The organism is Flavobacterium sp., assembly GCF_044361065.1.
In the GTDB taxonomy this organism is placed as follows: Bacteria; Bacteroidota; Bacteroidia; order Flavobacteriales; family Flavobacteriaceae; genus Flavobacterium.
The window spans coordinates 1-18,359 of the sequence record NZ_JBIKJI010000028.1; the positions used below are offsets into that span (position 1 = coordinate 1).

The 18,359-nt window shown below is 31.5% G+C and carries 17 protein-coding genes; 2 read left to right on the forward strand and 15 right to left on the reverse strand.

All coding sequences use genetic code 11. From position 1 onward, the window contains the following. Positions 1 to 203: 203 nt before the first annotated feature. Complete coding sequence (locus ACIQ11_RS03180; RefSeq protein WP_396152730.1) at positions 204 to 1,436, reverse strand: ABC transporter permease; 1,233 nt, start codon at positions 1,434 to 1,436, stop codon at positions 204 to 206. Positions 1,437 to 1,447: 11 nt separating this feature from the next. Here ACIQ11_RS03180 and ACIQ11_RS03185 point away from each other — a divergent pair, with 11 nt between their 5' ends. Then, a complete protein-coding gene (locus ACIQ11_RS03185) occupies positions 1,448 to 2,680 on the forward strand; it encodes an exo-beta-N-acetylmuramidase NamZ domain-containing protein (protein WP_396152732.1) in 1,233 nt (410 codons plus the stop codon). Position 2,681: 1 nt separating this feature from the next. On the opposite strand, the gene ACIQ11_RS03190 is transcribed toward ACIQ11_RS03185, so the two are convergent. Beyond that, positions 2,682 to 3,176: a YkgJ family cysteine cluster protein gene (locus ACIQ11_RS03190; RefSeq protein ID WP_396152734.1), complete on the reverse strand. Its 495-nt coding sequence runs from the start codon at positions 3,174 to 3,176 to the stop codon at positions 2,682 to 2,684. 84 nt (positions 3,177 to 3,260) lie between these two features. Here ACIQ11_RS03190 and ACIQ11_RS03195 point away from each other — a divergent pair, with 84 nt between their 5' ends. Further along, complete coding sequence (locus ACIQ11_RS03195; protein ID WP_396152736.1) at positions 3,261 to 3,968, forward strand: class I SAM-dependent methyltransferase; 708 nt, start codon at positions 3,261 to 3,263, stop codon at positions 3,966 to 3,968. A 149-nt stretch (positions 3,969 to 4,117) separates the two neighbouring features. Here the strand turns inward: ACIQ11_RS03195 and ACIQ11_RS03200 are convergent, their stop codons facing one another. The 13 genes from ACIQ11_RS03200 to queA form a co-directional block, all read right to left on the reverse strand. Beyond that, complete coding sequence (locus ACIQ11_RS03200; RefSeq protein ID WP_396152738.1) at positions 4,118 to 4,750, reverse strand: 7-carboxy-7-deazaguanine synthase QueE; 633 nt, start codon at positions 4,748 to 4,750, stop codon at positions 4,118 to 4,120. A gap of 138 nt (positions 4,751 to 4,888) precedes the next feature. Continuing rightward, positions 4,889 to 6,580 carry a hypothetical protein gene (locus tag ACIQ11_RS03205; protein WP_396152739.1) on the reverse strand — a complete coding sequence of 564 codons (1,692 nt, stop codon included), beginning with the start codon at positions 6,578 to 6,580 and terminating at the stop codon, positions 4,889 to 4,891. 10 nt (positions 6,581 to 6,590) lie between these two features. Then, the gene (locus tag ACIQ11_RS03210; RefSeq protein WP_396152741.1) at positions 6,591 to 7,499 is read right to left on the reverse strand and encodes a PstS family phosphate ABC transporter substrate-binding protein; all 909 of its coding nucleotides are present in this window, start codon (positions 7,497 to 7,499) and stop codon (positions 6,591 to 6,593) included. Next, positions 7,489 to 7,716, reverse strand: coding sequence for a hypothetical protein (locus ACIQ11_RS03215; RefSeq protein ID WP_396152743.1), 228 nt, complete (start codon positions 7,714 to 7,716; stop codon positions 7,489 to 7,491). Before ACIQ11_RS03215 ends, ACIQ11_RS03210 begins: the two co-directional genes overlap by 11 nt. Position 7,717: 1 nt before the next feature. Beyond that, positions 7,718 to 8,536 carry an energy transducer TonB gene (locus ACIQ11_RS03220; RefSeq protein ID WP_396148690.1) on the reverse strand — a complete coding sequence of 273 codons (819 nt, stop codon included), beginning with the start codon at positions 8,534 to 8,536 and terminating at the stop codon, positions 7,718 to 7,720. Positions 8,537 to 8,557: 21 nt separating this feature from the next. Beyond that, the gene (locus ACIQ11_RS03225; protein WP_353077960.1) at positions 8,558 to 9,127 is read right to left on the reverse strand and encodes a biopolymer transporter ExbD; all 570 of its coding nucleotides are present in this window, start codon (positions 9,125 to 9,127) and stop codon (positions 8,558 to 8,560) included. An 18-nt stretch (positions 9,128 to 9,145) separates the two neighbouring features. Continuing rightward, positions 9,146 to 9,787, reverse strand: a complete 642-nt coding sequence (locus tag ACIQ11_RS03230) for an ExbD/TolR family protein (RefSeq protein ID WP_396148688.1) — start codon at positions 9,785 to 9,787, stop codon at positions 9,146 to 9,148. 37 nt (positions 9,788 to 9,824) lie between these two features. After that, a complete protein-coding gene (locus ACIQ11_RS03235; protein ID WP_353077964.1) occupies positions 9,825 to 10,649 on the reverse strand; it encodes a MotA/TolQ/ExbB proton channel family protein in 825 nt (274 codons plus the stop codon). Between the two features lie 349 nt (positions 10,650 to 10,998). Then, entirely contained in the window at positions 10,999 to 12,348 is a 1,350-nt protein-coding gene (locus ACIQ11_RS03240; RefSeq protein ID WP_396152745.1) for an FAD-dependent oxidoreductase, read from the reverse strand. A 51-nt stretch (positions 12,349 to 12,399) separates the two neighbouring features. Beyond that, positions 12,400 to 13,479 carry an agmatinase family protein gene (locus tag ACIQ11_RS03245; RefSeq protein WP_396152747.1) on the reverse strand — a complete coding sequence of 360 codons (1,080 nt, stop codon included), beginning with the start codon at positions 13,477 to 13,479 and terminating at the stop codon, positions 12,400 to 12,402. 127 nt (positions 13,480 to 13,606) lie between these two features. Beyond that, positions 13,607 to 15,691 carry a T9SS type A sorting domain-containing protein gene (locus ACIQ11_RS03250; RefSeq protein WP_396152749.1) on the reverse strand — a complete coding sequence of 695 codons (2,085 nt, stop codon included), beginning with the start codon at positions 15,689 to 15,691 and terminating at the stop codon, positions 13,607 to 13,609. 72 nt (positions 15,692 to 15,763) lie between these two features. Beyond that, positions 15,764 to 17,050 carry a kynureninase gene (gene kynU / locus ACIQ11_RS03255; protein ID WP_396152751.1) on the reverse strand — a complete coding sequence of 429 codons (1,287 nt, stop codon included), beginning with the start codon at positions 17,048 to 17,050 and terminating at the stop codon, positions 15,764 to 15,766. Positions 17,051 to 17,171: 121 nt separating this feature from the next. Continuing rightward, positions 17,172 to 18,221, reverse strand: a complete 1,050-nt coding sequence (queA, locus tag ACIQ11_RS03260) for a tRNA preQ1(34) S-adenosylmethionine ribosyltransferase-isomerase QueA (protein ID WP_353077972.1) — start codon at positions 18,219 to 18,221, stop codon at positions 17,172 to 17,174. Positions 18,222 to 18,359 lie beyond the last annotated feature (138 nt).

Consider the following 18,359-nt stretch of genomic DNA (forward strand, 5'->3'; position numbering starts at 1 on the left):
GCAATCTTTTTTTAAAGTATTTTCTTAGCTTCTGAAGCACAATAAGTTACATAACAGGATTTCTTGATAAAAAAGTTGAATGAGGAAATTCAACTGAAAAAACAAGGCCATAGCCCTGATCGTAGTGGCATCCTTTTTGTATAGTGGACTTTTTTTCAAAGTCCACTAGGCAAAAAGATATAGCGGAGAGCGGGAAAGAGCTGCTAAAAAAACTTCAACGCTTTAATTGGAGATATTTTTGTAATTAGGTAAGATGGAATTAATAAAATCAAGACGCAAATTAGAATAGTTCCTGCATTTAAAAGTGCTATATGCAGAAAATTAATATCAACCGGAGCCGATGACACATAGTAACTTTCCGGATTAAGTGTTATGATTTCGAACTTCTTTTGGATAAACAATAATATAATTGCAGTTCCATTTCCCCAAAGCAAACCTCTTGAAATTAAGTGGGCTGCGTTGTATAAAAATATTTTTCGAATGGACCAATTGTTAGCGCCAAGTGCTTTTAACATTCCAATTAGTTGGGTGCGTTCGAGAATTAAAACCAAAAGTGCCACCACCATATTTATGGTTGCAACGGCAATCATTATTATTAAAATCACTAAAATATTGAAATCGAAAAGCTTTAGCCATTCGAAAATACTGAAATATTTTTCGGAAATGGATACACTGTTAAATGTTGGCGGTATGGTTTTGTATATTTCTTGTGCGCGTTCGTCTAATTTTGAAAAATCGTCAATAAAAATTTCATAGGCTCCAAATTGAGATGATTCCCATTTATTGATGCGTTGTAAATGTTGTATATTACCTATTATATAGGACGAATCGAATTCTTGAAAGCCAGAGTTATAAATTCCAGAAATGGTAAACTTTCGAACACTTGGTAATTTACCTTGTGTTTTCATAAAAAAGGTAGTAAACGCATTTCCTACTTTTAATTTTAATCGGTTGGCTAAAAATTGGGAAATCAATACTTGATTGATGTCGCCTTCTTTATAGGTAGGAATTTTTCCTTCGACTAAAAAATCTTCCAAATTTTTCCACTGATAGGTGTTGTCTACTCCTTTAAAAACTACGCCTTCTACATCCGTTTTAGTTCTAATTAATGCACCTTTTGTAATTATGGGCTGCACGTGAGTAATGTATTTATTTTTTCTTAATTGAGAAATGTGTAATGTTTTAGAATCGAAGGGTTCTGCAGTTACTTGAGATTGATTATCATCAAAATTTGAAACGATGATATGCCCGTTAAACGCAGCGATTTTTTCACGTATTTTTTGCTGCAAACCAATACCTGTTGCAACTGAGAGCACCATCATAAAAATACTTAAAGCAATAGCCCAAATAGCAATTTTTATAATTGGTGAAGAAACACTACTTTTATAACTTTTTGAAACAATAAGTCGTTTCGCAATAAAATATTCTAAATTCAAAATATATACTTATGAAATTTGAGTTCAAAAATACGTTTTTATTTATTTTAATACTATTATTTTCTTTTGGATGTTCATCTGTGAAAAAGTCAAAAGTTGAAAGTCAGAAATCAAAAGCAATAGTAACCGAAACAACAAGCCAAAAGTTCAAAAACTTAGCCCTAAAAACAGGTACTGAAAATTACAACGCCTATTTACCTATATTAACGAATAAAAAAATTGGTATTGTTACGAATCCGACTGGAATTGTTGAAAACAAAAAACACTTGGTTGATTTTCTTTTAGATAATAAAGTTGATTTACAAAAAATCTATGCTCCAGAACACGGATTTAGAGGAACTGCTGATGCTGGTGAAGTAATTATAGATGGGAAAGACATTAAAACCAATTTACCTATTATTTCGTTGTATGGAAATAATAAAAAGCCTAAACCCGAGCAATTAGCAGATATTGATATTGTAATTTTTGATATTCAGGATGTAGGTGCGCGATTTTACACGTATATTTCAACGCTACATTATGTAATGGAAGCTTGTGCGGAAAATAATATTGAACTTTTAGTTTTAGATAGACCGAATCCAAATGGAAGTATCGTAGATGGACCTGTTTTAGAAATAGAACATAAAAGCTTTGTAGGAATGCACCCCATTCCGGTTTTACACGGAATGACTATTGGTGAATATGCAAAAATGATTAATGGAGAAAAATGGTTAGCAAATGGTTTGACGTGTAATTTAACCGTAATTCCTTGCGCCAATTACAAAAGAGATATGCCGTATAGTTTACCCGTAAAACCCTCGCCAAATTTACCAAATGATCAATCTATAAATTTATATGCGAGTTTGTGCTTTTTTGAAGGCACGAATGTTAGTGTGGGAAGAGGCACGGAAAAACAATTTCAAATATACGGTTCGCCATTTTTACTGAAAACAGATTTTTCATTTACTCCTATTCCGAATTTTGGCTCAAAAGAACCAATGCATAAAGACATTTTATGTTATGGAGAAGATTTATCTAAAATCAAAAAAGTAAGTCGATTAGAGTTGAAATGGCTAATAAAATCATATGCCAATACTTCTGATAAAACTGTCTTTTTTAATGATTTTTTTACGAAATTAGCAGGAACCAAAAAACTTCAAGAGCAAATAATTGAAGGAATTTCTGAAAAAGAAATTAGAAAAAGTTGGGAAACTGACTTGAATGTTTTTAAAGAAATGAGAAAGAAATATTTGATTTACAATTAATTTATAAAGGCATTTTTACTTTCATCTTCTCAACAATATTAAACGCTGCTGGACAAATCGCTACGTTTAGTAAAGTTAAATCCGTAATTTGATTGAACTTTTTTCTATCGGTATGCGGAAATTCTCTACACGCTTTTGGGCGCACATCGTAAATAAAACATTTATTGTCCGATTCTAAAAACGTACACGGCACTGATTTCAACACATAATCATTATCTTCATCTACACGTAAAAATTGACTTATAAATTGTTGTGGTTTTTGTTTTAAATGTTTCGAAATTCGTTCCACATCAGCATCTGTAAATAATGGTCCAGTAGTTTTACAGCAATTAGCACATTCTAAACAATCGGTTTTTTTAAATTCGGCATCGTGTAAATCTTGCATTACATAATCTAAATTTTTTGGTACCCGTTTTTTTAACTTATCGAAATATTTTTTAGTTTCAATATGTGTATCTTTGGCTAACTTTTGAATTTCGTTTAACGATGGCTTCATTATTAATTTGTCTTAATGAACTACAAAGTTACAATTTTGAATATAGATTTAAGAATAACGAATGTTGAATTTTGAAATATAACAATGAAAGACCTTTTTGGAAAAGCCATATTAGATTACCAAACGAATAATTCTCCTGAAGATTTAGTTACTGAAACTTCGATTTCTGAAGCAGATGAAATGCCTGTTTCTTATTTGTTTAGAACCTATAATGAAATGCCTGAATTGGAACAAAAAGCGTTACAATTAGCAAAAGGAAGCGTTTTAGATGTAGGATGTGGTGCTGGAAGTCATTCTTTAGCATTACAAAACGATAGGAATTTAGATGTTACTGCCATTGATATTTCGGAAAATGCTGTGAAAGCTTGTCAACTTCGTGGCATAGAAAATGTGAAAGTTGCCAATATTTTAGATTTAGATGTAAAAAATAAATTCGATACGATTCTTCTTTTAATGAATGGAACTGGGATTTTTGGCACCTTGAATGAAACGGCGAAGTATTTACAGAAATTAAAATCGTTATTAAATAAAGGCGGACAAATTTTAATAGATTCTTCAGATCTAATTTATATGTACGATCAAGATGAGGATGGTGCTTATAGTATTCCAGCTGAAGGATATTATGGCGAATTGACTTTTACGGTGCAATATAAAGGCGAAACAGAAGACACTTTTCCTTGGTTGTATTTGGATTACAACACACTTCAAAATGCAGCTATTGCAAATGGTTTAAAATGCGAATTACTTTTAGAAGGTGAACATTTTGATTATTTGGCAAAACTTTCAATTTAAATTCCAATATTTAAAATCCCAAAAAACACAAAATCTATTTTTTGAAACACAAATCAAAGAAATTTTAAAATCTGTTAAATCCGTGTTGAAAAATAGTAAATAATTTAAGTTTCAATTTTGGAATTTGGAATTTTTAATATTGGAATTTATTACGGTATATTCAAATATTTATGAGTTTGTAAAGAAACTCTCCATTTTGGGTTGTTCATAACATACTCTACAATTAACGGTGTCATTTCTTCTTTTTTGCTCCATTCGGGTTGTAAAAATAAAATGGCGTTTTTATTAGTTTTTTCTGCTTGTTCTTCTGCGAAAATAAAATCGTGTTTGTTGTGAATTATAACTTTCAATTCGTTTGCGATGGCATACGCTGAAGTTACTGGCAATTTGTTTTTCTTAGGCGATAAACAAAACCAATCCCAAGTTCCTGTTACCTCGTAAGCGCCAGAAGTTTCAATATGAACATTTAATCCTGCATTTTTTAATCGTTCTGTAATTGGATTCATATCCCAAGTTAGAGGTTCGCCTCCAGTAATTACAATGGTTTCTGCATAAGATTTTGCATTCGAAACTATTTTTTCTACAGCTGTTGGAGGATGTAAATCCGCATTCCAACTTTCTTTAACATCACACCAATGACATCCCACATCGCAACCGCCCACACGAATGAAGTAAGCTGCAGTTCCGGTATGAAACCCTTCGCCTTGTATGGTATAAAACTCTTCCATCAAAGGAAGCATTTCGCCTTTGTCTACTAATATTTGGGTGTCTTTGTTAAGCATAAATTATTTATTGAGTGCAAAGGTAATTTATTTAGGGTAAAAGGTAAAGGGTAAACGGTAAAAGTTTATGAGTTGGAAATAATGCATAAAAAAAACCGATAACTTTCGCTATCGGTTTTTAAAATTTTAATTGTGTTTTTATTTATTTAATGCTTGTAAAGATTCTTTTACAAAAACATCATTTGGATTAATTTCAGCTGCTTTTTTGAAATTTTCTATAGCTTTAGCTTTATCAGTTGTAGCATAATTTGCTCCAATAAATGAATAGGTTTCAAATAAATTTTCTTTAACTGCTGCTTTTGCCATTTCTGTTTCTCCTTTTGCTGTTACTGTTTTCACATATCCTTCATAATCCAAAACAGCTTGTGCATTTGCTTCTGGAGTTCCAATTACTCTGTTTAATTGTCCTTTGTAAAAATAAACATCTTGTGTGTTTGGAGAAATTCTAATTGCTTCTGCATATGCGTTATTAGCTTTTATAAATTCCGCAGTTAATGCTGCTTTTTGAGCTGCTGTTTTACTTTCAGAATAGAACAAAATTGAATTTCCTAATAAAAAATTATCGCGGCTGTAACTTTTTGAATTTGTGTTTTTAACTGCTAATTCAAATAATTTTGCAGCTTCTAAATACGCTTTTCCAGAATATAATTTAATACCAATTTCAGTAAATTCTGTATTTAAATTTGGATTTAATTCTGCTGCTTTTGTTAAATCTGAAATGGCTTCTGAAAATTTTGCTTGATTAGAAATAATACCTTTATCGTCCATTGAAGTGGCTAATTTTGCTTTTGCTAAATACAAATAATCTTTACCATTAATTTTTTTAGCATCAACTTTTGTCATATAATCAGTTAATGATTTAATAGCTCCATCTGGATTCCCGTTTTCAGAATAAGCATATCCTAAATATTTAAAAACTTTTGGATTTACTTTATCTAATTTTTGAATCGCTAAAGCTTCCGCTTCTAATTCTTTCCATTTTTTTGATAAGATTAAGAAATCTGCATATTTTATTTTAGCATCTGTAGAAACATCTGTTAAACTCATATACTTTTTATAATCTTCTAAAGCAGCAGCAATTTTTTCTTCAAAAAGCGATTTTTTTGCATACGCCCAAGCTAAGTTGGTTTCTGCTTTTTCACGAAAAGCTGGTCCGTAACTTGGATTAATTGCTAAGATATCATTAAATGCTTTTAATGCTTCTGGGAAAGCTTGCGCATTTCTTGTGATAATTGCCAATTGCAAAGGTGCTCTTAATGACGTTTTGTCTAATTCTCCAGCTGTTCTGTATGCTACATATGCATCATTAACATTTTTGTTTGCTACTAGAGCATCTCCCAAAGCAATTTGCGCTAAGGCCGATTTTGGATCACTTGCTACAGCTAATTTTGCAGCTGCTAATGCTTTTGAAACATCTGGGTTAGTTGCTTTTAAATAGGCTTGTGTAATGAAAATTTGTTCTTCCGTATTTTTCTTTTTTGCTATTGCTAATGCAGAAGCAAAATTAGTTTCTGCTGCAGAAGAATTCCCTTCTAATAAATTTAATTGTCCTAAACCAATTAAATTTAAATGTCCTGCATCTTTAGCTACTTTACCTTTTTCAAAATATACTTTTGCCGAATCTTGTTTTTCTAACGCCAAATATACTTGACCAAGATAAAAGTAATTTTTACCTTTATCTGGCGTTGTTTCAACCATTGATTTTAAAGATTTTCTTGCTTCAGAAAATTTTTCGGCATCGATAGTTTTTTTAACTTGCTCTAAATCTTGAGCATTTACTGCAACTGCAGATAAAATAGTGACAAAACTTGATAAAATAATTGTTCTCATTTCTTCTTTTTTATTTCTTTTTATTACTTTTTACAATTCTTATTTCTCGGGTTGGTATTTTTACTGGTGCTAATCCTGATTTAAGAATGATACGCTGACCAACCTCACTTTTTACAAAAGAAGCAAATCCCATGCCTAAACCTGTTCTACCCTGATAATTTAACAAATATATTTTTCGTGTAAATGGATATTCTTTTGTTTCAATATATGACTGAGTAGGTTTTACTGCTTTTTGTATGCTTTCGCCAACAGCTAAAACTTTAACATTTTTTATTGTACTTTCCAATTCAATTGAAGGATTCAAAAGCCAATTTACTCCAACAAAACCTATTGAATTATTGTTTTCGGAAACAAATTTAATAACTTCTAAATTATTTTTTAAAGCAGTTATATTTTTTGACAATGATTTAACATTCGCTTTATTCATTAAATAACTTAATGTACTTGAATTTTGATTATCAAACACAAATTGAACCTCTGAATTTTTGCCTTTCAATATATCAAAAACTTCAGATACTGTAATTGCAGTTTTTGAAGATTTTTGATTTACCACTAGTGCAATAGCATCTGAACAAAAAGGTGTGTTTTTACCAATTACATCAATAGCTTTTAATTTATCTTCTTGCGATTTAGTCAATTCGTGTGAAAGAACGGCAATATCAATTTTACGTTGTAATACTAAATTTACTATATCCGAATCTGATTTTGGAATAAGCCTTATGTCAGCTTTTTGATATTTACTTTCAAAAACCATTTCTTGATCTTCTACAATTGGCAATAAAGATTCATCTACATAAATTTCAGCTTTTCCTTTTACGTAAGATTCGTCTTCAGTACTATTTTCAGATTTTTTACAAGAGAAAAATACTAAAATTGTAAAAACAAAAATGGATATAATTATATTAATTTTACTCTTCATCCTCTTTTTTTATTAATCTGTAAAATCTGAAACTTGCGTATAAAACTAATAAGCCTCCAAATATTCTTCTTCTTGTCATAGCTACTTCTAAAGGAAAATTATCCCAAAAAGTAACCAGATAAGCCAAAACCAAATAAAAGCAAAATATTAAAAGTCCTAAAATAAACAGAAATCGCTGTTTGGGCGATTTCTGTTTTAAATTATTTAACCAATTCATATTATTCGTTTGCTGTAATCTGAATTGAAATAGGTAATGTATAGTATTGTTTTACACTTCTACCATTATATACACCTGGTGTCCATTTTGGCGATTTATTTAAGATTCTTGTGGCCTCTTTTCCTAAACCTAATCCTGCAGGACTTTCTTTTACAATTTGAATGTCTCTAATAGAACCATCATCCCAAACTACAAATTTCGCAATAACAGTACCGGTTGTAGTTTCGTCTACTTCTGGTAAACGGAATGAACTTGCAATTTGTTTTCTAAAAGCATTCATACCACCTGGAGGCGACGCTTGAACTTGTACAGAAGTAAAAATTTGATTGTAATCTGTATCATCTCCTTTTTGTTCTTCTTGCGCTAATTCACCAGTTTTTTCAAGACTTGCATTTGCATCCCCTTTAGCTGTTTCTGAACCCGATTTTTTATCCGGTTCAACTGGAGGAATTTCATTTTCAACTGTTTTCTTATTTACAACAACTGGTGGCACATTTTTCACAATGTCAACCACAGACTTCACCTTTTTAATAGGTTCCACCTTCTTTTGTTCTAAAATTTTCTTTTCCTCCTTTTTAATTGGAGTTTTCACTTTCTTAAGTTCTACCTTAGTAATTTTAACCTCTTCTTTGTCTTTACTTTTCATTGAAAGATAAAGTGCAAAAACTGTGGTTATAAAAAATATTGAAGATATAATTAATGCTAAAACGGTTCTCTTCGAACTATTTGTTCTTAATTCGTATGCTCCATAACTTTTATTACGTCCTTCGAATATATTGTCAAGTAAACTAGCTTCGCTAATGTTTTGAATTTCACTCATTTTTCTATATTTAAAGTTATGTTATTTAATTTTATTGTCTTCAAGCATTTTTAAATCGCCTGGAGTTACATCAACAATTGAATAAGAAAACGGTTTTACTATTGCCATTTCATCTAAAATGTCAACTAAATTTTTATAGTTTGCCGATTTACTTGCTTTAATAAGAACAGTCATCCCTTGTTTCTTAGGATCTTCAATACGATCCATTACAAACTTTTTATGTGCAATTAGTGCTTTTCTAATCCCTTTTCCACCATAGTTTTCCAACTTAGGTTTACCATTAATTCCGTCTTCCATATAAGGCGCATCTGTAAGTCCTATATAATACACTAACTTATCATTTTTACCTAAAACAACAGTTAAAGTTCTGAAAGCTGGAGTTTCTGGTGGGTTAGGATCATCCTGTTTAGTATTATCTGGTAAAGCTAAATCCATAGATTGTGGCTTAGATAATGTGGTTGTTAGGATAAAGAAAGTAATTAACAAGAACGCTAAATCAACCATCGCTGTTAAATCAACACCTGGATTCGATTTTTTACTTCTTACTTTACCGCCTTTACCACCGCCGCCACCGGTATTTAATTCTGCCATGTTATTTTTTTATTTTAATTAAAAATCTTCATCTCTTAGAGAAGTTACTAAATAAAAATCATTCATATTTTGTTTTTGAAGTATGTCAAATACATTCTTTACAACTGGATATTTTTCTTTAGAACTACCTTTTATAGCTATTTCAATTTCCTTAATCTTTTCTGCACCTTTAGCTTGTTGTTCCATAACAACTGCTGCATTCGCATAATATACCCAGAAAGACAATTCATTTTCAGAAATATCTCCTTTGTAAGGAATACCCGATTGCGTACCAGGTTTGTTTCTTTCAGCGTTTTTTAAAGCTAATAACGACTTTAATTGCTCCAAAGGAACACCAAATGAATCTAATAAAGAAAACTCATTTATTTCTTGAGGTGTAAAAGCAATGTCATATTTTAATGACATAGCTTCCAAGGCAGCAATTCTGGTTTCTCTTTCAGACATTCCAATATATACTGCACTATCACCAACTGTAATAGTAAATAAATTTCTTTCTGGCAATTTAGCTTTTATGGTTGACGCAGGCGTATCTACTGGCTTAGGCTCAGGTACTTTTGATGTTGCTGTCATGATAAAAAAGGACAATAACAAAAACGCAACGTCACACATGGCCGTCATGTCTATTCTTGTGCTTTTTTTAGATGTTTTTATATTTGCCATTTTACTTTATTTTAACTTAATAATATTTTATGAAATCTTAGTTGCTTCCTTTAGCTCTTTTGTAAGCTTGAGAAATTGCGAAACCAGCTTCGTCAATAAAATAAGTTAAAGTATCAATTTTTGAAGTAAAATAGTTGTAAGCAATAACAGCTAAAGTAGAAGTACCAATACCTGTAGCCGTATTAATTAACGCCTCAGAAATACCATTTGCTAATTCTGCTTGGTCTGGAGTACCTTCTGCTAATCCAGCGAATGCTTTAATCATACCAGATACCGTTCCTAATAAACCTAATAAGGTACCAATTGATACTAAAGTAGAAATAATAGTCATATGTTTTTCTAACATTGGCATTTCTAATGATGTAGCTTGTTCTACTTCTTTAGTAATATTTTCTGTAGCAGCATCTACATCTAATCCGTCTTTTTTAACTTGCTCAGATTTTAATAAACCAGCTTTGATAACGTTGGCAACAGATCCTTCTTGAGCATCACAAGCCGCAATAGCACCTTGAACATCTCCAGTTTTAATTTGAGACAAAACATCTTTTACGAAGTTATCTAAATTTCCTTTTCCAGCTGCTTTAGTCAAAACGATAAATCTTTCTACAGAGAAAACAATAGTCATTAACAATAATCCCATTAACACAGGAACAATCATACCTCCTTTATAAACCATACCTAAATAGTTTCCTGGTAAAGGTTGTCCTGCTGGATCACCTTTAATAAAGTTTGCTGGCGCTCCCATTACAAATTTCCATAATAAAGCACCAATTGTTATACAAATTACAATAGTCAAAGCTGCAAAAAGTGTACTTGCTTTGTTTCCTTTGTTCTCTACAGAAACGTTTAAATCCTGTCCCATTTTTTTAAATTTTTAGTTTGAATTGATTAATTATTTGATTTCAATTTTATTTTTGATAGTCGCAAATTTATGTGAATTAGATTTGAAAAAAAAACTAATTTCATAAAATTTACATTAACTTTTTGAAAATATGCAACAATCATACCAAAAAAGAGATATAGTAAGATTATTTTCAATATTTTTTATGATTATTTAATAATTATTCAATAAAAACGAAATAATTACAATACATATTATGTTAAGAGATTGTAAAGTTTTTCCGATTTCATTTTGTTTTAATAAATTCAGAACAATATTATGTTTCAAAAAAACTATTTGAAGCTTAATTTATTCATTTTACTATAAAAAATTACTTTTTTAGAAGATCAATAATCTTATGTTCAACAATTTGACTGTTCCAAATTTGGTCAATGTTTTCCATTCTCAATACTTCTTGCATAATTTCGTTTTGTCTATCTCCAATAGCTAACGCTTCTGAGTAAGGTTGGTGACTAAACGTAACACGAGAATATAACGGCACCCATAATTGAGGGTATTTATCAGAAAACCATTTTTCTATTTTCTTTTGCAATAAGAAATTAGCATCTGCTGTTTTTGAGCTCATTTCCATAAAATTTCTGTATGAAAGTTCGGCAATAGCATCTGCATTTGGTTTACGAGAATTTTCATAATCGTTTAATAAATTTGCCCAATCATCGCCATATTTTTCAAACATTTCCTCCAAAACGGTAATGTCTTCAAATCCAGCATTCATTCCATGTCCATAAAAAGGCACTATCGCATGACAAGCATCGCCAATAAGCGCCACTTTATCACTAAATGTCCAAGGAAAACACTTCATGGTTACTAAATAACTTGTTGGGTTTTTGAAGAAATCTTCTACTAAATTTGGAATTACTTCTTTAGTATCTGGAAAGTGATTCGCAAAGAAACCAACCAATTGTTCCTTGCTTTTAATGGATTCGAATGAATTTTCTCCATCATGCGGCATAAAAAGTGTGCAGGTAAAACTTCCATCTAAATTAGCCAAAGCCATTAGCATAAAATTACCTCGAGGCCAAATATGCAAGGATTTTTTATCTAATTTATGTGTACCATCTGGGTTGGCAGGAATATTTAATTCTTTATAGCCAATATTTAAAAATTCTTGCGAATAATTAAACATACTTTGACGTTGCATTTTATGTCTGATTCGAGAAAAAGCACCATCGGCACCAAAAGTAATATCATAATCATGTGTAGTCCACTCGCCTTTTTCAGAATCACCTATAGAAATCGTTGCTGTAGTCAAATCAACATCCCAAACTTTTTCTTCAAAGAAAAAAATGACTCCAGCTTTTTCTGCTAAATCGACCATTTTTTTATTCAACAAACCTCTTGAAAGGGAATAAATTACTTCGCCATCTTTTCCATAAAACTGTTCATTTACAGTATCTTTTTCTGTGTGAATGGCGCGTTTTTCAACTGGAATACCTATACTTAAAACTTCTTGATCCAAACCAACATCGCGTAACGCTTTCACACCTCTGTCTGACAAAACAAGATTTATCGAGCGTCCTGAAAAATTCATTTTTCGAATATCTGGGCTTCTGTCGTAAATATGAACGATATGACCTCGTTTTCTTAGATAAATTCCTAATAAAGTTCCCACTAATCCGGAACCTACTATTGCAATTTTTTTTGGTGTTTGATTTGACATATACTATCTACTACTTATGTAGTTTAAAAAAAATTCGTTTTTGATTGATTGTTAAAACTGAACTCGATTTCCAACATTCAGTTTTTGTGATTTAGCAAGAATTCCGCACAAATGAAATAACATTCTTGCACCTACATTTCCATCCCAATCGTCATTTTCTCCTGGTGCCACTTCTACTAAATCAAAACCAATTATTTCTTTACCTGAATTAGCTAATAAGTTAAATAAATAAGTAGCTTGTTCGAATGAAAAACCACCCGGAACAGGCGTTCCTGTATTTGGACAATACCATGGGTACATTCCATCAATATCAAAAGAAATAGTGACCTTTTGTGGTAACTGCGAGATAATTTCTTCACATTGTTTTTTCCAAGTTTGTCCTTCAAACGCTTTTGCTTTCATATCAGCATCTGTATGAACAATAACTCTACCTTTAGCTTCTCTGACTATATTTACTTCTTGCTCGCAAAAATCTCTAATTCCGACTTGTACAATTTTTGATACTTGAGGAATTTGTAACGTATTATACATTATTGAAGCATGTGAATAAGTGAATCCTTCATAAGCCACTCGTAAATCCATATGAGCATCTAAATGCAAGATACCAAAACTGTCATGTTGTGACGCTAAAGCTTCATAGTACCCTAATGGCGTGCTATGATCACCTCCTAAAAGTGCCACTTTTTTCCCTTTATTTTGCCAAAATAACACTTTTTCTTTCACTTCGGAATGAAGCGTTCTACATGCTATATTAACTTTATGCAAATCTTCTTGTAAAGTAGGAAACGTTTCTAAATCCTCTCCATTTTCAAGAGCTTCAATAATAGGTTGTGCTAAGTTTTTATATTTTTTAGAGTTTTTTGCCCAATCTTGAGGTGCATCTTCCATATAAATACCTAATTTCCATAATTCTGGAAAATCTTGATGCAATAAATCAACTTGAAAAGAAGCATCAAAAATAGCAGCAGGACCTTCAGAGGCTCCCGAACCATAACTCACTGTTACTTCCCAAGGCACTGGAATAATAATAATTTCTGATTCTTCTGCTGTAAATGGCAATCCAAAAACGGTAGCATCTGCTAAACCTGGTTGTGACGGATCGAAATTTTCTATTTTATGTTGTTTATTCATTTTGGATATTCGGATTTTGTACTTTTGCTTTATATTTTATTTTGAAGATATCTTTTAAAGAACAAAGATAATTTATTTCATAAAAAAAGCCGAATAAAATTCGGCTTTAGTACTATTTTTAAAAAATTTATTGTTTTATTATTTTTTGTGATGTTTTTGATTTAACAAAATATAATAAATATACTCCATTTGTTAATCCAGAAATATCAATTACAGATTCATTTGCTATCAATGAGCGATGAAGTACTTTTTGTCCTATCATATTATACAATTCAACTTCTTCATTTTCAATATTATCACCTTTAATTGTGATTGCTTTGTTTGCAGGATTTGGATATACAATAAAACTATTTTTCACTATGTCTTCAACGCCTAAATTAGTTTGAACAACTAAATTAAAAGTACAATTTACCGACCCTCCACTGGTTGCTGTCATTGTAATAGCATGAGTTCCTACGCCTACAACAGAACCAATTGCTGGCGATTGTGTTACCACTGCCGTACAGTTAGAATTTATGGAATTAGTTAAACTAGCAAAACTTGGTAAAGTGTAATTACCTGCAGCGTCTGCAGTAACCGTTTGATTTTGAGGGCAATTTACCCTCAATGGCAGTATTGGCATTATATAACCAGTAGCTGTAAATTGATCTGTAAATACTTTAATATCTGCACAGCTATAATTCATATTAATTGCAGCTTGTCTTACAGCAATTGCTGCATTTTGCTGATTAGTTGTAGCAGTAGTTAATGCTAATCCTTCCAAAAAGGCTTTATCGGTTTTTGCTTTTCCAATACTATTCCAAATTCTCATTAAAGTTGTTGCCCAAATTTGACCATCTGTATGAATTTGATTTATTAATCCACCAGGATAAAGTGAATTATAATTAGTTGTTCTTCCTCCCCAACATACGTTATGACCATCCCAATTGAACATCCAATGATATTCAGGTTGATCCGAATTCCATTGATTTAATGCTCTACTTTGAGATTGTGCCCAATAATCGCCACAACCTTCACTTAATCCATTTACTTGTGATAATGAACCCCCACTTAACCAATCGTGCAAACCGTGTCCCAATTCATGCCATATAACATCTCCGTCTTCACCGTCGTCCACACAGCCTTCTCCAAAAGTTAACGTTCCGTTGGTGTAATATGAATTATCACTACCGTTTACCCCTGAAGGATCAAACCATAAAACACCAGAATTTGTTAATGGTAAACAATTTACGCCTAAAGTTTCATTAATATATCTTAAACTATTATCTGTATGATAAAAAACATTTACTGCTTCAAAACCATCTTGGTTTCTATTAAACTGAAAATCAGCATTTGTTTGAGTAAACAAACCTTTATTTGGGTTTTCTAAATTTTTAATTTCCACATAAGAACTTTTTAATTTATAAGTTCCTGATGCGTTTTCTATTTCAGGGAAATTTACTAAAACTCTTGCAGCGTCTAAAGAAGGATTTGTTGCGTCATTACCATCTACATAAGCAACTCCGTATGAAACTGCTGCTGCAGATAATGGATCAGACGAAAACACATAACCTGTACCTGTGGCAAAAGTTTGTATTGCTTCCGTTTGAACTGCTTCTTTTTTCATGAAAAAATACGGTTTGTTTGTATTGTCTTGTTTGGAATGTTCGTGTGTTGGAGTACTTTCTGCACCACAATAGATGGCAATATCTTTTACAGACATAACTTCGCCAGTATTTGCATCTACAAAAACTTCCCAAGAACCAGATTTTTCTTCAAAGTTAGTAACTATTCTGTACGCTAATTTAGTGTTGTTATTTTTAGCAACCACGTACAATTTGTCTTCTTGAAAAGTAATCATTCCTGCAACTTTAATTTCGTTATTTGAAATTTTAATTGCATCTTCACTAGTAATTTTCGGAATGGTATTAATGTTGTTTACTGTTTTATTTACGTTGAAAGTAGTGAAAGACACTTCTCCTTTTAAAGAAAAATTAATAAGTATTTCGGTATCTAAAACAGGTACTCCATTTATCATTTGCTGAAAACGTAATGTTTCACCAGATAAGCCTTTACGTACAAATCTTAATTTCAATTCTTCATCAGAATTAAATTTAAAGTCTTTGTAATTTTCTTTAATCCAATTTCTTGCCGCTTGTTCCTTTTCAGAGGTTTGCCCAATAGCAAAAAAAGACATAAATAGAAGCGATATAAAAAGTAATTTATTTTTCATTTTTAATAGTTTTGTAATTAACTTAATAAAATTATAATATAATAATAATATAACAACCTAATTTTCTAATATTTATTTTAGATTTTTTAATATTCCTTTTTTCAAAATTTGTCCAAAATTATAAATATCTTCAAAAGATGTATAAAATGGGACGGGTGCTAAACGAATAACATTAGGCTCACGCCAATCTGTAATTACACCATTTTGCATTAAATAGGTAAATAATTCTTTGCCTTGTCCGTGTAAATATACTGATAACTGACAACCTCTTTCAGATTGATTAGAGGGCGTGATGACTTCAAAATTCGCTTGTGGAATTTCCTTATCGATTTCATGTAGAATAAATTCTAAATAAGAAGTAATACGATTTCTCTTCACAATTAATTTTTCCATACCTACTTCTGCAAACATTTCAACAGTTGCCAAATAGGGCGCTAAAGATAAAACAGGTAAATTACTAACTTGCCAACCATTTGCACCTTCAACCGCTTCAAAATTCGGTTCCATTAAAAATCTACGGGATTTATTATGTCCGTACCAGCCCGCAAATCGGTCTAATTCTTTGTTCGTATGATGTTTTTCGTGGACAAAGTATCCAGACGCATTTCCTGGTCCTGAATTCATATATTTATAACTACACCACGCGGCAAAATCGGCATCCCAATCGTGTAAATTTAATTCAATATTTCCTGCAGCGTGCGCTAAATCCCAACCTACAAGTGCACCTGCCTTATGTCCGGCTGCTGTGATGGTTTTCATATCGAAAACTTGACCTGTGTAATAATTTACTCCTCCAATAAATACAAGTGCTAACTCGTCTCCTAATTCTTCAATTTTTGCTAAAATATCTTCTGGTCGGGTTGTTAATTCGCCTTCTCTTCTTTTGATTTCAACAATTGCATCTTCTGGATCAAAACCGTGAAATTTCACTTGACTTTGCAACATATATTGATCGGAAGGAAATGCTTTTTCTTCGCATAAAATTTTAATTCTCTTGCCTTTTGGTTGGTAAAAAGAAACAAAAAGCAAATGCAAATTCACAGTTAATGTATTCATTACCCCAACTTCTGAAGGTTTTGCTCCAACAATTTTTGATAATGGGTCGCAAAATCTTTCGTGATAATCCCACCATGGTTTTTCTGAATAAAAATGACCTTCTACGGCCATATTTGCCCAATCATCCATAATATCATCAACGTATTTTTTGGTGATTTTCGGTTGTAATCCTAATGAGTTTCCCGTAAAATAAATTACATTTTGATTATTATGTTGTGGAAAATAAAATTCGTTTTTATACGATTTTAATTCATCTTGAGCATCTAAGCTTATTGCGAATTCTTTAGTATTTTGAAAGTTCATTTTTAGTAGGTTTTGAAGCGTAAAAGTAACAAAAAAATAAGATATAAAAAAACCCAACTAAATGTTGGGTTAATATTTTAAGAATCTGAAATAGGTTCAGATAATTAATTATTTAATTTGATTATAAAATTAACATCGCATCACCATAAGAATAGAAATTATACTTTTCTTTAATGGCAATTTCGTATGCTTTTTTCATTAAATCGTGTCCACAAAAAGCAGAAACCATCATTAATAAAGTTGATTTTGGTGTATGGAAATTGGAAACCATCGCATCAGCTAAACTAAAATCGTAGGGTGGATAAATAAATTTGTTTGTCCAACCTGAATATGGATTTAACGTTCGCATAGAAGAAACTGTACTTTCCATGGCACGCATAGAAGTAGTTCCGATACAACAAACTTTATTTTTCTTAGTTCTGGCTCCGTTGATAATATCACACGCTTCTTGTGTGACTACCATTTCTTCAGAATCCATTTTATGTTTTGATAAATCTTCTACTTCAACAGGGTTAAAAGTACCTAAACCAACGTGTAAAGTAACTTCAGCAAAATTAATTCCTTTGATTTCAAGACGTTTCATTAAATGCTTAGAAAAATGTAAACCGGCAGTTGGTGCAGCTACAGAACCTTCTTCTTTAGCGTAAATAGTTTGGTAACGCTCCGCATCTTCTGGAGTAACTTCACGATTAATATATTTTGGTATAGGTGTTTCCCCTAATTCTATTAATTTTTCTCTAAATTCTTCATAAGAACCGTCATATAAAAAACGTAATGTTCTTCCGCGAGAAGTTGTATTGTCAATAACTTCGGCAACTAATGAATCGTCATCGCCAAAATATAATTTATTTCCAATTCTAATTTTACGAGCTGGGTCTACTAAAACATCCCACAAACGCTGTTCCGCATTTAATTCTCTTAATAAGAAAACTTCAATTCTTGCGCCTGTTTTTTCTTTATTTCCGTATAAACGAGCTGGAAAAACCTTAGAATTATTAAGCACCATTACATCACCATCGTCAAAATAGTCAATAATATCTTTAAACATCTTATGTTCAATTTCACCTGTTTTTCTGTGAATCACCATTAAACGAGATTCATCTCTGTTTTCTGAAGGAAATTCGGCTAATAATTCTTCTGGCAAATTAAACTGGAAGTGTGATAATTTCATATTTTGAGTTTAAAAGTTTAAGGTTTAAAAGTTTATGCTTTTCAAACCGTGTGCAAATATACGATTGTGAGATAGGCGTTGTCAAGTAAAAACGTATATATTTTTGAATTCATCGCAAAGACGGCAATTCGCAACGTA

Excerpts from the sequence above, each read along its gene's own strand:
- ACIQ11_RS03185 (WP_396152732.1), top strand. The coding sequence starts at position 1,448 with ATGAAATTTGAGTTCAAAAATACGTTTTTATTTATTTTAATACTATTA.
- ACIQ11_RS03190 (WP_396152734.1), bottom strand. The coding sequence starts at position 3,176 with ATGAAGCCATCGTTAAACGAAATTCAAAAGTTAGCCAAAGATACACAT.
- ACIQ11_RS03195 (WP_396152736.1), top strand. The coding sequence starts at position 3,261 with ATGAAAGACCTTTTTGGAAAAGCCATATTAGATTACCAAACGAATAAT.
- ACIQ11_RS03200 (WP_396152738.1), bottom strand. The coding sequence starts at position 4,750 with ATGCTTAACAAAGACACCCAAATATTAGTAGACAAAGGCGAAATGCTT.
- ACIQ11_RS03205 (WP_396152739.1), bottom strand. The coding sequence starts at position 6,580 with ATGAGAACAATTATTTTATCAAGTTTTGTCACTATTTTATCTGCAGTT.
- ACIQ11_RS03210 (WP_396152741.1), bottom strand. The coding sequence starts at position 7,499 with ATGAAGAGTAAAATTAATATAATTATATCCATTTTTGTTTTTACAATT.
- ACIQ11_RS03215 (WP_396152743.1), bottom strand. The coding sequence starts at position 7,716 with ATGAATTGGTTAAATAATTTAAAACAGAAATCGCCCAAACAGCGATTT.
- ACIQ11_RS03220 (WP_396148690.1), bottom strand. The coding sequence starts at position 8,536 with ATGAGTGAAATTCAAAACATTAGCGAAGCTAGTTTACTTGACAATATA.
- ACIQ11_RS03225 (WP_353077960.1), bottom strand. The coding sequence starts at position 9,127 with ATGGCAGAATTAAATACCGGTGGCGGCGGTGGTAAAGGCGGTAAAGTA.
- ACIQ11_RS03230 (WP_396148688.1), bottom strand. The coding sequence starts at position 9,787 with ATGGCAAATATAAAAACATCTAAAAAAAGCACAAGAATAGACATGACG.
- ACIQ11_RS03235 (WP_353077964.1), bottom strand. The coding sequence starts at position 10,649 with ATGGGACAGGATTTAAACGTTTCTGTAGAGAACAAAGGAAACAAAGCA.
- ACIQ11_RS03240 (WP_396152745.1), bottom strand. The coding sequence starts at position 12,348 with ATGTCAAATCAAACACCAAAAAAAATTGCAATAGTAGGTTCCGGATTA.
- ACIQ11_RS03245 (WP_396152747.1), bottom strand. The coding sequence starts at position 13,479 with ATGAATAAACAACATAAAATAGAAAATTTCGATCCGTCACAACCAGGT.
- ACIQ11_RS03250 (WP_396152749.1), bottom strand. The coding sequence starts at position 15,691 with ATGAAAAATAAATTACTTTTTATATCGCTTCTATTTATGTCTTTTTTT.
- kynU (WP_396152751.1), bottom strand. The coding sequence starts at position 17,050 with ATGAACTTTCAAAATACTAAAGAATTCGCAATAAGCTTAGATGCTCAA.
- queA (WP_353077972.1), bottom strand. The coding sequence starts at position 18,221 with ATGAAATTATCACACTTCCAGTTTAATTTGCCAGAAGAATTATTAGCC.